13 protein-coding genes are annotated in these 14322 nt (G+C 72.2%); 10 read left to right on the forward strand and 3 right to left on the reverse strand.

What is annotated here, in order from left to right:
- Positions 1 to 36 precede the first annotated feature (36 nt).
- The 9 genes from ACGHC0_RS22685 to ACGHC0_RS22725 all read left to right on the forward strand — a co-directional run bounded on the left by ACGHC0_RS22685 (position 37) and on the right by ACGHC0_RS22725 (position 7757).
- Positions 37 to 636 (forward strand): LysE family translocator, encoded by a 600-nt coding sequence (locus ACGHC0_RS22685; protein WP_368353075.1) that lies wholly within the window; start codon positions 37 to 39, stop codon positions 634 to 636.
- A complete protein-coding gene (locus ACGHC0_RS22690) occupies positions 633 to 1631 on the forward strand; it encodes a DMT family transporter (protein WP_415266829.1) in 999 nt (332 codons plus the stop codon). The genes ACGHC0_RS22685 and ACGHC0_RS22690 overlap by 4 nt, the downstream gene beginning before the upstream one ends.
- 127 nt (positions 1632 to 1758) lie before the next feature.
- Entirely contained in the window at positions 1759 to 2955 is a 1197-nt protein-coding gene (locus ACGHC0_RS22695) for a PLP-dependent aminotransferase family protein (protein ID WP_368353077.1), read from the forward strand.
- A 4-nt stretch (positions 2956 to 2959) separates the two neighbouring features.
- Positions 2960 to 3580, forward strand: a complete 621-nt coding sequence (locus ACGHC0_RS22700) for a glutathione S-transferase (protein WP_415266830.1) — start codon at positions 2960 to 2962, stop codon at positions 3578 to 3580.
- Positions 3581 to 3676: 96 nt separating this feature from the next.
- Positions 3677 to 4561: a PhzF family phenazine biosynthesis protein gene (locus tag ACGHC0_RS22705; protein ID WP_415266831.1), complete on the forward strand. Its 885-nt coding sequence runs from the start codon at positions 3677 to 3679 to the stop codon at positions 4559 to 4561.
- Positions 4558 to 5295: a VOC family protein gene (locus tag ACGHC0_RS22710; protein WP_415266832.1), complete on the forward strand. Its 738-nt coding sequence runs from the start codon at positions 4558 to 4560 to the stop codon at positions 5293 to 5295. The genes ACGHC0_RS22705 and ACGHC0_RS22710 overlap by 4 nt, the downstream gene beginning before the upstream one ends.
- Positions 5292 to 5948: a LysE family translocator gene (locus ACGHC0_RS22715; protein WP_415266833.1), complete on the forward strand. Its 657-nt coding sequence runs from the start codon at positions 5292 to 5294 to the stop codon at positions 5946 to 5948. Before ACGHC0_RS22710 ends, ACGHC0_RS22715 begins: the two co-directional genes overlap by 4 nt.
- Entirely contained in the window at positions 5945 to 6967 is a 1023-nt protein-coding gene (locus ACGHC0_RS22720) for a threonine dehydratase (RefSeq protein ID WP_415266834.1), read from the forward strand. The genes ACGHC0_RS22715 and ACGHC0_RS22720 overlap by 4 nt, the downstream gene beginning before the upstream one ends.
- Before the next feature lie 115 nt (positions 6968 to 7082).
- Positions 7083 to 7757: a histidine phosphatase family protein gene (locus tag ACGHC0_RS22725; RefSeq protein ID WP_415266835.1), complete on the forward strand. Its 675-nt coding sequence runs from the start codon at positions 7083 to 7085 to the stop codon at positions 7755 to 7757.
- Positions 7758 to 7778: 21 nt separating this feature from the next.
- On the opposite strand, the gene ACGHC0_RS22730 is transcribed toward ACGHC0_RS22725, so the two are convergent.
- Positions 7779 to 8627: a creatininase family protein gene (locus ACGHC0_RS22730; RefSeq protein WP_415266836.1), complete on the reverse strand. Its 849-nt coding sequence runs from the start codon at positions 8625 to 8627 to the stop codon at positions 7779 to 7781.
- A 146-nt stretch (positions 8628 to 8773) separates the two neighbouring features.
- Between ACGHC0_RS22730 and ACGHC0_RS22735 the strand changes: the two genes are divergently transcribed.
- Positions 8774 to 10594: a methyl-accepting chemotaxis protein gene (locus ACGHC0_RS22735; protein WP_415266837.1), complete on the forward strand. Its 1821-nt coding sequence runs from the start codon at positions 8774 to 8776 to the stop codon at positions 10592 to 10594.
- A 35-nt stretch (positions 10595 to 10629) separates the two neighbouring features.
- Here the strand turns inward: ACGHC0_RS22735 and ACGHC0_RS22740 are convergent, their stop codons facing one another.
- Together ACGHC0_RS22740 and ACGHC0_RS22745 are read right to left on the reverse strand one after the other, a co-directional pair.
- Positions 10630 to 12045 (reverse strand): PepSY-associated TM helix domain-containing protein, encoded by a 1416-nt coding sequence (locus ACGHC0_RS22740; protein WP_415266838.1) that lies wholly within the window; start codon positions 12043 to 12045, stop codon positions 10630 to 10632.
- Between the two features lie 2 nt (positions 12046 to 12047).
- The gene (locus ACGHC0_RS22745) at positions 12048 to 14159 is read right to left on the reverse strand and encodes a TonB-dependent receptor (RefSeq protein ID WP_415266839.1); all 2112 of its coding nucleotides are present in this window, start codon (positions 14157 to 14159) and stop codon (positions 12048 to 12050) included.
- Positions 14160 to 14322: the final 163 nt, after the last annotated feature.

Raw genomic sequence — 14322 nt, forward strand, 5'->3', positions numbered from 1 at the left:
ACTGCCACGCGTCCCGCCCGCAACTCCGCTGCACCCATGCCCCTGGTCGAATTCACCGCTCTCCTGGTCCTGGCAACTGCCATGAGCTTCTCGCCCGGCCCGAACACCACGCTGTCCACCGCCATCGCGGCCAACCGCGGCCTGCGTCCGGCCATGCGCTTCGTGTGCGCGGTGCCGCTGGGCTGGTCGGCGCTGCTGCTGGTGTGCGCCGCGGGCATCGGCAGCCTGGTGGTGGCCGTGCCCGCCCTGCGCACCGGCATCAAGGCGGTGGGCATCGCCTACCTGCTGTGGCTGGCATGGAAGCTCGCGCAAAGCGGCCGGCTCGCCGATGCCGACGCGGCCCGCATGGACGTGGGCTTCTGGGCCGGCGCCGCGCTGCAGTTCGTGAACATCAAGGCCTGGCTGCTGGCGCTCACCATCGTGGCGGGCTGGGTGGCCGGCCGGCCCGACAGCCTGCCGCGCCTCGCGGTGGTGGTGCCTGTCATGGTCGCGTTCGCTTTCGCGAGCAACTTCCTCTATGCCGCCACCGGTGCGCTGCTGCGCGAGTGGCTCGCCCGCGGCGCCCGCCTGCTCTGGTTCAACCGCGGCATGGCGGCCGTGCTCGCGGCCACCGCCGCCTGGATGGTGACGGCATGAGCGCCGTGCCAGCATCCACGGCATCCCCCGCGCCGCGGCCCGTGGCGGCGCGTTCCGCCGAAACGCGCGGCCTGCTATGGGGCCTGCTGGGCGTGGCGATCTTCGCGCTCACGCTGCCCATGACGCGGCTCGCCGTGGGCACGCCCGAGGCACCGCAGCTGCCGGGGGCGTTCGTGGCCATCGCCCGCGCTGCCATCGCCGGGCTGCTGTCGGCGGCCCTGCTGCTGGTGCAGCGCGCGCCGCTGCCGGGCCGCGAAGACTGGCTGCCGCTCGCCGCCACCTCGCTCGGCGTGGTGTTCGGCTTCCCGCTGCTCACCTCGCTGGCCATGCGCCATGTGGCGGCCGTGCATGCGAGCGTGGTCATCGGCCTGCTGCCGCTGGCCACCGCGCTGGTGGGGGCGCTGCTGCACCGCCAGCGGCCCTCCGCGCGCTTCTGGCTCTGCGCGCTGGCGGGCACGGCGCTGGTGGTGGCCTTCGCCCTGCGGCAGCCCGGGGGCGGCGGGCTGGCGCTGCACCCGGCCGACCTGCTGCTGCTCGCCGCCGTGCTCTGCGCGGCCGTGGGCTACGGCTTCGGCGGGCGCCTGTCGCAGCGCATGCCGGCCGGTGCGGTGATCTGCTGGGCACTGGTGATGGGACTCCCCCTGGCGCTGCCGGCGGCCTGGGTCGTCGCGCCCCCGCCGGATGCCGCAGCTTCCGTGGCGCCCGAGGCCTGGGCGGCCCTGGCGTATGTGTCGGTGTTCTCCATGTGGCTGGGCTTTTTCGCCTGGTACCGTGGCCTGGCCCTGGGCGGCACCGTGCGCGTGAGCCAGGTGCAGCTGGTGCAACCGTTCCTGGGCATGCTGTTCGCCGTCCCGCTGCTCGGCGAGCGGCTGGATGCAGCCAGCCTCGGCGTCGGGCTCGCCGTCATGGCCACGGTCCTCATCGGCCGCCGCGCGCCCGCCGGGCAGCGCCTCCCCGCAAGTCACGCCATACCCGGGAGACCGCCGCGCAGTTAAGCTCTTTTCCTGGCGGGGCCCACCCCTTGCCCCTCCGACCGGCCGCACGACGGCTTTTTTCGACAACGACGACACGCACGAGGCACGGCCCCTTCCTTCCACGGGCCTGCCGCAGGAGATGATTTCCATGACGACCTGGACCCTGGCCCAACGCGCCGCGAAGATGAACCCCTCGGTGATCCGCGAGATCCTGAAAGTGACCGAGAAGCCCGGCATCATCAGCCTCGCGGGCGGACTGCCCTCCCCCAAGACCTTCCCGGTCGATGACTTCGCGCAGGCCTGCGCGGCGGTGCTGGGCAACGACGGTGCCTCGTCGCTGCAGTACGCGGCGAGCGAGGGCTACCTGCCCCTGCGCCAGGCCGTGGCCGACTTCCTGCCCTGGGACGTGTCGCCCGACCAGATCCTGATCACCACCGGCTCGCAGCAGGGCCTGGACCTGGTGGCCAAGGTGCTCATCGACGCGGGCAGCCGCGTGCTGGTGGAAACCCCGACCTACCTCGGCGCCCTGCAGGCCTTCACGCCCATGGAACCGGACGTGCACAGCGTGGCGAGCGACGACGAAGGCCCGCTGGTGGACGACCTGGCAGCCAAGGTGGGCTCGGGCGCGGACCGCGCGCGCTTCATGTACCTGCTGCCCAACTTCCAGAACCCCACGGGCCGCACGATGACCGAAGCGCGCCGCGTGGCCCTGTCGGCCAAGGCCGCCGAGCTGGGCCTGCCGCTGGTGGAGGACAACCCCTACGGCGACCTCTGGTTCGACCAGCCGCCGCCGCTGCCCCTCACCGCCCGCAACCCGGAAGGCTGCATCTACCTGGGCTCGTTCTCCAAGGTGCTGGCCCCCGGACTGCGCCTGGGCTTCCTGGTGGCGCCGCGTGCCCTCTACCCCAAGCTGCTGCAGGCCAAGCAGGCGGCCGACCTGCACACGCCCGGGTTCAACCAGCGCATGGTGGCCGAGGTGATGAAGGGCGGCTTCCTGGACCGCCACGTGCCCACCATCCGCGCGCTCTACAAGCAGCAGCGCGACGCGATGCTCTCGGCCATGGAGCGCGAGATGCAGGGCCTGGGCGTGACCTGGAACCGCCCCGACGGCGGCATGTTCCTCTGGGCGCGCCTGCCGGAAGGCATGAGCGCGCTGGACCTGCTGCCCGAGGCCGTGGAGCGCAACGTGGCTTTCGTGCCCGGCGCGGCCTTCTATGCGGACAACGCCGACGCGCGCACGCTGCGCCTGTCCTTCGTCACCGCGAGCGCGCAGCAGATCCAGGAAGGCATCGCCGCACTGGCCGCCGCCATCCGCGCTCGCCTGCCGCAGACCGCGGAGGCCTGACGCCATGCTGAGACTCTGGGGGCGCGTGTCGTCCATCAACGTGCGCAAGGTCCTCTGGGCCGCGCAGGAGCTGGGGCTGGAACTGCAACGCACCGACGCGGGCGGCCAGTTCGGGCTCGTGCGCGAGCCGCAGTTCCTGGCGCTCAATCCCAACGGGCTGGTGCCTCTCATCGAGGACGAGGGCACCTCGCTCTGGGAGTCGAACACCATCGTGCGCTACCTCTGCGCGCGCCATGCGCCGGGCGACCTCTACCCCGAGGATCTGCCCACGCGCTTCCTGGCCGAGCAGTGGATGGACTGGCAACAGACCACGCTCAACCCGGCCGGCCGCGACGCCTTCCTGCAGTGGATCCGCACGCCCGCGGCGCAGCGGGACCCGGCGGCGATCGCCCGCTCCGTGGCCGCCACCGAGCCACTGATGGAACTGCTCGACACGCACCTTGCACGGCATGCCTACCTGGCGGGTGACCGCTTCACGATGGCCGACATCCCCGTGGGTTGCGAAATCCACCGCTGGTGGGGCCTGCCGCAGGAGCGGCCTGCCCGGCCGCACCTGGAGCGCTGGTTCACCGCGCTGCGCGCGCGCAGCGGCGCCCTGGGCGTGCTGGACCAGCCCCTCGCCTGACGCCGCCCGCGGCGGCTGCTTCCACCCGGTTCCACGGCGGCCAGGACGGCCGCCGGGGAGGATTGTGTCCGTTCGTTTTTTCCACAGGAGCCCACCATGCGCCAGCGTTCCTTCAAGCAAGTCGATGTGTTCACCGACCGCCCGTACCTCGGCAACCCACTGGCCGTGGTGCTCGACGGCGAAGGCCTGTCCACCGAGGACATGCAGCAGTTCACGAACTGGACCAACCTCTCCGAAGCCACCTTCCTGCTTCCGCCCAGCGAGGAAGGACGCGCGGCGGGCGCCGATTACCGGGTGCGCATCTTCTGCCCCGGGCGGGAGCTGCCCTTCGCGGGCCATCCCACGCTCGGCAGCTGCCACGCCTGGCTGGAGGCCGGCGGGCAGCCGCGCACCCCGGGCCGCATCGTGCAGGAATGCGGCGTGGGCCTGGTCACGCTGCGGCAGGACGGCAACCGGCTGGCCTTCGCGGCCCCGCCGCTCCAGAAGAGCGGCCCTCTCCCTGAAGCCGACGTGGAACTGATCGCCCGCGGCCTGGGAATCGCGCGCAGCGACATCGTGGGCCATGCCTGGTGCGACAACGGCCCGAACTGGCGCGGCGTGATGCTGTCCTCGGCCGAGGCCGTGCTTGCGCTGCGCCCCGACGGGGCCGTGCTCGGCGCGCTCGACGTCGGCGTGGTGGGCCCGCGCGGCAAGGTCGGCGTGATCGGCAGCCATGGATCGGAAGGCGGGGAACTGCCGGACTTCGAAGTGCGCGCCTTTTTCCCCGGCAACAACGGCCTGGCCGAGGACCCGGTGACCGGCAGCCTGAACGCCGCGCTCGCGCAATGGCTGATCGGCGCCCATCTCGCTCCGCCCCGCTACGTCGCCAGCCAGGGCACGGCCCTGGGCCGTGCGGGCCGCGTGCATGTGGAGCAGGACGGCGAGCACATCTGGGTGGGCGGCGGCTCCGTCACCTGCGTGGACGGCCAGGTGCTGCTGTGAGCGCTGCGGCCTTCGACCCGGCCCGGGCCGCGTGCGTGGACCACCTCGTGGTGGTGGCCGCCTCGCTGGACGAGGGCAGCCGCTGGTGCCGCCGGACCCTGGGCGTGGAGCCTGCGGCCGGCGGCGCGCACCCGCTCATGGGCACCCACAACCGGCTGCTGAACATTTCCGGGCCAGCGCACCCGCGTGCCTACCTGGAAGTCATCGCCATCGATCCCCAGGCCCGGCCGGCACTGCCGCCGGGCCACCGCCGGTGGTTCGACATGGACGACGAGGCCCTGCGCTCGCGCGTGGCGCGGCACGGGCCGCAGCTGGTCCACTGGGTGGCCTCGGTGCCCGACATCGCCGCGGCGCACGCCGCGCTGGCCGCGCGCGGCGTGGACCGGGGCGGGATCGTCACCGCCGGGCGCCCGACGCCGTTCGGCCTGCTGGAGTGGCGCATCACCGTGCGGCCCGATGGCGCCCGCCTGATGGATGGCTGCCTGCCCACGCTGATCCAGTGGGGCGAGCGCCATCCGTGCCACAGCCTTCCGGACAGCGGCGTCACGCTGGTGTCGCTCGCGCTGGAGCACCCCGATGCCGCGGCGCTGCAGAGCGCCTGCGCCGCGGCGGGCGTGCACGGGCTGCTGCGCGCACCCGTGGCCCGGTCTTCCGTCCCGCGCCTCGCGGCGGCCTTCGCCACGCCGCTCGGCACCGTCACCTGCACGTCGCAGCTCCAGGAGAACGCCACATGATGTCCGCCTTCATCTTCACCCCGCAGGAACTCGTGCTCTTCGCGCTCGCGGCGCTGGTGCTCGTGCTGACGCCCGGCCCGAACATGGTCTATTGCGTCTCGCGCAGCCTGACGCAGGGACCGCGCGCCGGCCTGCTTTCGCTCGCTGGCGTGGTCGCCGGTTTCGGCGTGCACCTGCTGGCCACCGCACTGGGACTGTCGGCGCTGCTGGTGGCCGTGCCGCTCGCCTTCGACGTGCTGCGCATCGCGGGCGCCGCCTACCTGCTGTGGATGGCGTGGCAGGCCGTGAAGCCGGGGGGCAGCGCGCCCTTCGAGGCGCGCGACCTGCCGCACGACGGGCCGCGCAAGCTGGTCCTCATGGGCTTCCTCACGAGCGCGCTGAACCCCAAGGTGGCGATGTTCTACGTGTCGTTCTTCCCGCAGTTCCTCCACCCGGAGCGAGGCCAGTGGCTCGCGCAGACCTTCACGCTGGGCGCGCTGCAGATCGGCATCAGCGCGCTGGTCAATGCCCTGCTGGTGCTGTTCGCCGCGCGCGTCGCCCGCTTCCTGCACCGCAGCGCCGCCTGGGTGCGCGCGCAGCGCTACCTGATGGGCACCGTGCTTGGCGCTCTCGCCCTCAAGATCCTCTTCACCGAAAGAAAGGCCACGCCATGAACGCAGCAGTTCCCGCCTCCGCGCTCGATGCGTCCGCACGGCCCCACGCCGCGCTGCCGAGCCTCGCCGACATCGAGGCCGCGGCAGAGGTGGTCTATGCCGACTTCGCCCCCACCCCGCAGTACCGCTGGGCGCTGCTCGGCGAGCGCCTGGGCGCGGAATGCTGGGTCAAGCACGAGAACCACACCCCGGTGGGCGCGTTCAAGATCCGCGGCGGCCTCACCTATTTCGACCAGCTCGCGCGCCGCGGCGGCATGCCGCGCGAAGTGATCAGCGCCACCCGTGGCAACCACGGCCAGAGCCTGGGCTGGGCCGCACGCCGCCACGGCGTGGCGTGCACCATCGTCGTGCCGCACGGCAACTCGGTGGAGAAGAACGCCGCCATGCGCGCCCTGGGCGTGTCGCTCATCGAGCACGGGCAGGACTTCCAGGAAGCGCGCGAGCACGCCATGCAGCTGGCCGCCGGGCGCGGCGCGCACATGGTGCCGAGCTTCCATGCCGACCTGCTGCGTGGCGTGGCCACCTACTGGTGGGAGTTCCTGCGGGCCGTGCCGCGCATGGACGTGGCCTACGTGCCCATCGGCCAGGGCTCGGGCGCCTGCTCGGCCATCGCCGCGAAGCGGGCGCTGGGGCACGGCGTGCGCATCGTCGGCGTGGTGAGCGCCCACGCCACCACCTACGCGGATTCGATCGCCGCCGGCCGCGTGGTGGAAGCGCCCGTGTCCACGCTGCTTGCCGACGGCATGGCCTGCCGCGTGGCGGATCCGGAGGCGCTCGCCATCCTCGCGCCCGGGCTGGACCACGTGGTCCGCGTGAGCGACGATGAGGTGGCGGCCGCCATGCGCGCGCTGTTCGCCGACACGCACAACGTGGCCGAGGGCGCGGGTGCTGCCGCCCTCGCCGCCGCGCTGCAGGAGCAGGGCCGGATCGCAGGCCAGGTGGTCGGGCTGCCGCTCACGGGCGGCAACGTGGACGCGCAGGCGTTCGCGGGCGTGCTGGCCTCCGCCGGCGGCCACTGACAAGGCGCTGCCACCCGGTCTGCGGGGGCCATGCGCGCACGGGGTGCGGCGCGTCCGCGACACCCCGTCGCTGCCGCGACATGGCGCGGCCGGCCGCTCTGCCACATTGCCGTGCATGGGAACCCTCTACCTCGTACGCCATGCGCAGGCCTCCTTCGGCGCCCAGGACTACGACCAGCTCAGCGCCCGCGGCCATGAGCAGGCAGTGCGGCTGGGCACCTACTGGCGCGAGCGCGGCATGCGCTTCGACGCCGTCTATACAGGCACCCTGCGGCGGCACGCGCAGACGCTGGCAGGCATCGCCGAAGGGTTGCAGGCCGCGCCCGAGCCCCTGCAGGCGCTGCCCGCGCTCAACGAATACGACAGCGCCGCCCTGATCACGGCCATCCACCCCCAGCCCCTGCCGCCCGCAGACACGCCCGAGCTGTACCGCCAGCACTTCCGCCTCTTGTGCGACGCGCTCGCGCAGTGGATGGGCGGCACCATCAGCCCGGCGGGCATGCCGAGCTGGACGGAGTTCTCCGACGGCGTGCGCGCCGTGCTGGACCACGTGCGGCGCCACCATGCGGGCCAGAACGTGCTGCTGGTCTCCAGCGGCGGGCCGATCTCCACCGCCGTGGGCGCGGTGCTCTCCACCCCGCCGGAGGTGACCATCGCCCTCAACATGCGCATCCGCAACACTGCGGTGACCGAGTTCAGCATCGCCCCGAAGCGGCTGATGCTGCAGACCTTCAACGCCCTGCCGCACCTCGACACGCCCGAACACGCGGGCTGGGCGACGCACGCCTGAGCGAAGCGGCCGGGCAGCGCGTCACCCCCCGGGCGGCCCTGCCAGCGTGCCTTCCGGCAGGTCGTGGATTTCGCCGAGCAGCGCCGCCAGCTGCGCAGCGGCGGCCTCGACCACGGCGCGGCCCTTCTCGGCCGTGGCACCGGCCGCGTCGCCCACGGCTCCCGACGGGTGGTAGTCCTCGATCGCCCAGCCCATCTTCGCGCTCCGGCCATTGCCCAGGATGGGGTAGCGCTCCGCGCGGTCCTGCGACGTGGAGCGGAACCGGCCCGCATGCGCCATGCGCACGGTGTCCGGCGCGAGGTGCAGCATCATCGAGGTCTCCACCTGCCCGCCATGGATGCCGAAGCGGTGTTCCTCGGCGCTGAACAGGCCCTGCACCGCCTCCGGCAGCGGCAGGCTGAACCAGCTCGCGCTGTACACCAGCAGGCCGTGCCGCTGCCGCAGCTCGCGCGCCACGATGTCCATCACGCTCACCTGCCCGCCATGGCCGTTGAAGAGCAGCAGCTTCCGGATGCCCGCGCGCGCCACGCAGGCACCCAGTTCGCTCCAGAGCGCGATCACCGTGGCCGGCGACAGCGTGAGCGTGCCCGGAAAGGCCGTGTGCTCGGTGCTCAGGCCCACATCCTGCGGCGGCAGGAACAGCACGGGCAGGTCCGCCGGCAGCAAGGGCAGCGCGGCATCGATCACGCCCCGCAGCAGCGCGGCGTCCACGGCGAGCGGCAGGTGCGGTCCATGCTGCTCGATGGCGGCCACGGGCAGCACGGCCACGGTGCGCGCCGCCAGGCCCGAGGCGCGGGCTTTGGAGAAATCGCGGGTGGAGAGTTCGGCCCAGAAGCGGGAGGGATAAGACATGGGCGCATCGTAGGGCATGGCACGCGCGGGAAGCGATCACTCTACCGGCATGCATAGGCACCACCTTCCCACATCACCTTGTATTGAATAAAAACAATAAGTAACAATTCTGCAAGTGATAGCGTCTTATATGTTCCACAGCAAATTGCAATAGGGAGGAATTTGTGAACTTCTTGAAGAACATCCGGCTCGGAGCCATGCTCGGTACGGGCTTCGCCATCGTGATCGCCATCGGCTTCCTGGTCGCAGCCTACGGGCGCTTCCAGCTCGACCACACCGGCACGAGCCTGCAGGCCCTGTCCCGCGACCGGCTGGACATCCTGCTGCATCTGCAGCAGGTCAAGGACAACACCAACATCGTCGCCCGCGCCGTGCGCAACCTCGCGTTGCTGGAAGACGACGCATCCATGGCCGAAGAGAAAAAACGACTCGACGCCGTGATCTCGGAGACATCGGAAATCATGGGCAAGCTGCAGCAGCGCGTGCGCTCGCCTGAAGGCCGGGCCCTGATGGACCGCATTGGCGAGGCCCGCCCGCAATTCCTCGCCACCGTCGAGAAGGCCGCGAAGCTCGGCCTCGCCAACGACATGGTCAACGCCCGTACGGTGGTGCTCGGCGAGATGCGCGTTGCGCAGAATGCCTACTTCAAGGCCGTGGAGGACATGATCGCCTACCAGCGCAAGGTGACCACCGACATGGCGGAATCCTCCAGCAGCGAGGCCAGCGCCGCGGGCAATACCATGATCGTGCTGGCCGTGCTGTCGGCTGCGCTCGGCGCGCTCGTCGCCTGGTCCATCACCCGCAAGGTGAAGAGCCAGCTCGGCGGCGAACCCGCCTACGCCGCGCAGATCGCCCAGGAAGTCGCCCGCGGCAACCTCGCCGTCCACGTCGACCTGCGCCCCGGCGATTCCTCCTCCGTCCTCGCCGCCATGGGCGCCATGCGCTCCAACCTCGCTCAGGTAGTCTCCGAAGTCCGCCACAGCAGCGAATCCATCGCCACCGGCGCCTCCCAGATCGCCACCGGCAACGCCGACCTCAGCCAGCGCACCGAGGAGCAGGCCTCCAACCTCCAGCAAACCGCCGCCTCCATGGAGCAGATGAACTCCACCGTCAAGCAGAACGCCGACACCGTCCGCACCGCCTCCCAGCTCGCATCCTCGGCCTCCGCCACCGCCGCGCGCGGCGGCGAGGTCGTGGGCAACGTCGTGCGCACCATGCAGGACATCACCGACTCCTCCCGCAAAATCGGCGACATCATCGGCGTCATCGACTCCATCGCCTTCCAGACCAACATCCTCGCCCTCAACGCCGCCGTCGAGGCCGCCCGCGCCGGCGAGCAGGGCCGCGGCTTCGCCGTCGTCGCCTCCGAAGTGCGCACCCTCGCTCAGCGCTCCGCCCAGGCAGCCAAGGAGATCAAGGCCCTCATCGGCGAGAGCGTCTCCAAGGTCGAGACCGGCTCGCAACTCGTGGGCGAGGCCGGCTCCACCATGGGAGAGATCGTCGAGCAGGCCCGCCGCGTCGCCGACCTCATCGCCGAGATCGGGGCCGCCACCCACGAGCAGGAGCAGGGCATCTCCCAGGTGAGCGACGCCGTCAACCAGCTCGACCAGGTGACCCAGCAGAACGCCGCCCTGGTGGAGGAATCCGCCGCCGCCGCCGACAGCCTCAACTCCCAGGCCGCACGCCTCGTGCAGCTCGTCAGCGTCTTCCAGGTCGATGCCAACGCCTCCCAGGCCGTCATCGCCCAGGCGCAATCCCGCAGCCGCGACACCGCACGCGCCGCATCCGCCGCGCTGCAGCATGCCAAGGCGCCTGCCGCGGCACAGCGCCCCGCGCCCAGCCTCGCGGCCGCTCCGAAGACGCCTGCACCGGCGCAGGCATCGGCAGCAGGGACTGCCCGCCCGGCACTGCCTCCCGCACAGGCAGCCGCCCCGGCGCCCGCCCGGGCATCCAGCCAGAACAACGACGACTGGGAAACCTTCTGACGCCGGACGGCCCGCACCACTGAACGCGGCGGCCCCTACCCCTGCAAAGCGCCCGCCTGGCTCCTGCGCCAGGCGGCGTCCACCGCCAGCATGCACAGCAGCGACAGCCCCAGCAGGGGCAGCAGCACGCCGGCCACGGCCATCATCCCGGCCACCACCCAGAGCGCGCGCGGCTGCGCCGGCAGTGGCGGCACGCCCAGCCCCCCGGCTGGGCGGCGCTTCCACCACGCCACCGCGCCCGCGACGCACAGCAGCACGATGCCGGCGCAGGCCACGGCCAGCACGATCTGGTTGGCCACCCCGTACTGCTGCCCCAGGTGGACGTTGATGCCCCACTCCAGTCCCCGCGCCACCGGCCCGTAGTCGGCATAGCCCATGTCGAGCAGCGGCCGGCCGCTGTACTGGTCCAGATGCACCACCCTCTGCCGGCCGAGATCGGCCGGATAGGCCGAGGCGGTATAGACGCCGCCCGCGCCCTGCGGCGCAGCCACGCCGAAGCCCGGCGCCAGGCCCAGCCGCGTGAACACCGCCATCGCGGCATCCAGGCCGATCGGCGGCAGGGCCGGCACGGGTTGCGGCCCGGCGGCGGATACGTCCGCCCCTGCGCCGTGCCCTGCATGCTCCCCGGCCGAGGCCACGGGCACGCGCGCCTGCTGCAGGCTCCACGGCACGGCCAGCGTGTCCGCCACGGGCACGGCCGACATCGGCAGCTGCACGCGCACGCCGGCCGGATAGCCCCAGTGGCTGCCGTTCGCCCAGGCATTCACCTGCGCGCCCCAGAATACCGACCAGGGCATGCCCGTCAGCGCCAGGAACGCGAGGATCGCGCCCACGCCCAGGCCCAGCACCGCATGCAGGTCGCGCCAGAACACCCGCTCGGCCGGGCGCCCGCGCACCGTCACCACGCCGCCGCGCCGTCCGCGCGGCCACCACAGGTACAGCCCCGTCGCCACCAGCACCACGGCCCAGCCCGCGGCCATCTCGATCACGCCGCGCGCCACCGGGCCGATCACCTTCAGGCTGTGCAGCCGCCGGATCTGCCACGACAGCGTGCCCCGCTCCGGCAACTGCCCCAGCACCCGCGCCGAACCCGGATCCACATACACCGCCACGCGCCGCCCGTCCGCGGTGGCGATGCCCACGTTCGCGCTGTCACCCGGCCCCGCGGCCGGCGTGTAGCGGAACCATTGCCCCGGCTGCGCCGCCAGCGCAGCAGCCACCAGCGCGCTGGGCGGCCGGGCCGCGCCGGGGGGCACGGGCTGCGCCACCCGCAGCAGGTCGCGGTGGACCCAGCCGTCGATCTCTCTCTGGAAAAGGAACGCCCCGCCGGTCACCGCCAGCCAGGCCAGGAACGGCAGCACCAGCAGCCCGGCATAGAAATGCCAGCGCCACACCGCGCGGTACAGGCTCCCGGCGGTGATCGCGCCGGCGGTCTTGGTGGTCGATGCCATCGTCAGAACCTCCACCCCAGGCTGACCGCGACGCTGCGGCCATCGCCCGGCGAATAGCCCGAGGAGCCGCTGTCATACCACGCATAGACATAGCGCCGGTTCGTCGCGTTGCGCACCTGCACGCCCACGTCCGCCGTCGGCGAGAGCTGCCAGGTGGCGCCCAGGTCCAGCAGCGCGTAGCGGCCCGCGCGGCCCTGGGTGTTGGTGCGGTCCAGGTAGTAGTCGCCCTGGGCCGTCACCGTGGCCGACAGGCGCAGCACCTCCGTGGCGCGCACCTGAACGCCCGCGCTCGCCAGGTAGCGGGGCACGTTCTCCACCTCCCGCCCGGCGGTGTCCGGTGCCGACGGATCGGGCACGGTGATGCGCGCCACCTGGTGCGAATAGGCAACCCAGCCCGTCCAGCGTGCGCCCAGGCGGGCGCCCAGCTGCGCGTCCCATCCCTTGCGCCGCGTGCGCCCCACGTTGCCCAGCCCGCCGGGATCGGGCAGCCCGTCCACACCCAGCACGCGCGCGACCTCGCCCGACGCGCGCTGCTGCCACGTGGCCACGCGCGCTTCCCAGCCCGGCGCGGGCTGCCAGCGCACGCCCGTCTCCCAGCCGTCGTTGATCGACGGGCCCAGGTCGCGCGCCTGCGTGCGGTAGGCGTCGATGCCCGTGCCCACCTGGAAGGTGCGGCCCGCATTCGCATACAGCGTCACGCCCTCGCGGGCCGTCCAGGCCACGCTCAGCTTGGGCTGGCGGATGGTGCCGTAATCGTGCATGCCGTAGCGCTGCCCCGTCAGCCGGTCGGTGAAATCTCCGCCCAGCCGGTCCACGCGCAGCGCCGGCACGATGCGCAGCGACGCCACCGGCTGCACCACCGCCTGCACGTATGCCCCCTGCGTGTGCACATCGAAATCCCAGTCCCGGAACTGCGGAGTGCGCACGCGCTCGGCCGTGCGCCAGCGCTGCGCGGCGTTGTCCTGCCACTGCGCGTCCACCCCGCCTTCCAGCGTGAACGCGTGTGCCCACGCCACCGCAGGCCGCCATGTCAGCACGCCCGACAGCCCGCGCTGGTCCTCGTCGTTGTCGCGCTCCTGCTGCACGCCGGCCTGCGAAAACCGCACCCAGCGCTGGTTCTCGTAATGGTTGGCATACGCGCGTGCCGTCCACGACAGGCGCTCGGCAAGCCGGGCCTCCCAGTGCAGGCCGAGTTGCTCCGTCTCGCGCGTGCTGCGGTCCGAGGCCGACCACGGCGGCGACCAGCGCGGCTGCGCCGACGCCTGCTCGCGCGTCAGGTAGCCGGACTCATCCGCCGCGTTGCGGAAGTAGCGTGCCGTAAGGCCTGCGCGCCAGCCACCACCCGGATCGGTATAGAACCACTTGCCCGACAGCGCACGCTGCGTGCCCTCCGCGTGGTCGCGCCAGCCGTCGCCCGTGCGCCAGAACGCCCCGTAGTTCTGGCTCCAGGGCCCCGACTCGATGCCCTTGACCACCTGCACGTCGCGCGTGCCGAAGCTGCCCGCCGCCAGCGTCGCGCGGCCCTCGTTGCCGCCCGTGCGCGTGAGCACGTTCACATTGCCCGCGATGTTGTTCAGCCCGTAGCGCGGGTCGTTCGTGCCGCGCACCACCTCCACCGCCTCGATATCGAGTGGAAACACCGCATCCAGGAAGGGCATGCCGCCCGCGTTGTCGTTCGACGGGATGCCGTCGATCAGCAGCTTGACCGCATTCACCCGGCCCTCGCCATTGAAACCACGGAAGGAGAACCGCCCCGCGTCCACCCCCTGCCGGAACGGCGTGACCTGCACCCCGGGCGCCCGGCCCAACAGCTCCCAGGTGTGGTCCACGCGCGCGTCCTGCAGCACTTCGCCGCCCACGATATCCACGGATGTGGAGACGCTGCGCGCAGGCAGCGCGCCGTCCGGGCCCTCGCGCACCTCCACCGTGCCGAGCGTGAGCGCGGGGCTGGTCTCTGCCGGGACGGAGGGTGCCGCAGCACCGTGGCTGCCGGCGGCCCCGGGCACCTCCTGCCCCCAGGCCGCCAGCGCGGGAAGGGCCGCCAGCGCGGCCGCGGGCCATGGAAGCCGGAACACGGAAGAAGGCGAAGAATGAAAAGAAAAACGAAAAGACAAACGGAAGCGACGACGACGAAGCCGGGCCATATCCACCTCGCGCAAGCGGTGCCCGTCCGGCACGCGCGAGCGCGGCCCGTGACGGGAAAAAAACGGGGAGACGAAAAGAAAGAAGGAAGACCTCTGCCGCGAAGGCGGCCCCAGGGGAGCCTGGAAGCGCGGC

The organism is Acidovorax sacchari (genome assembly GCF_042847045.1).
Lineage (GTDB): Bacteria > Pseudomonadota > Gammaproteobacteria > Burkholderiales > Burkholderiaceae_C > Paracidovorax > Paracidovorax sacchari.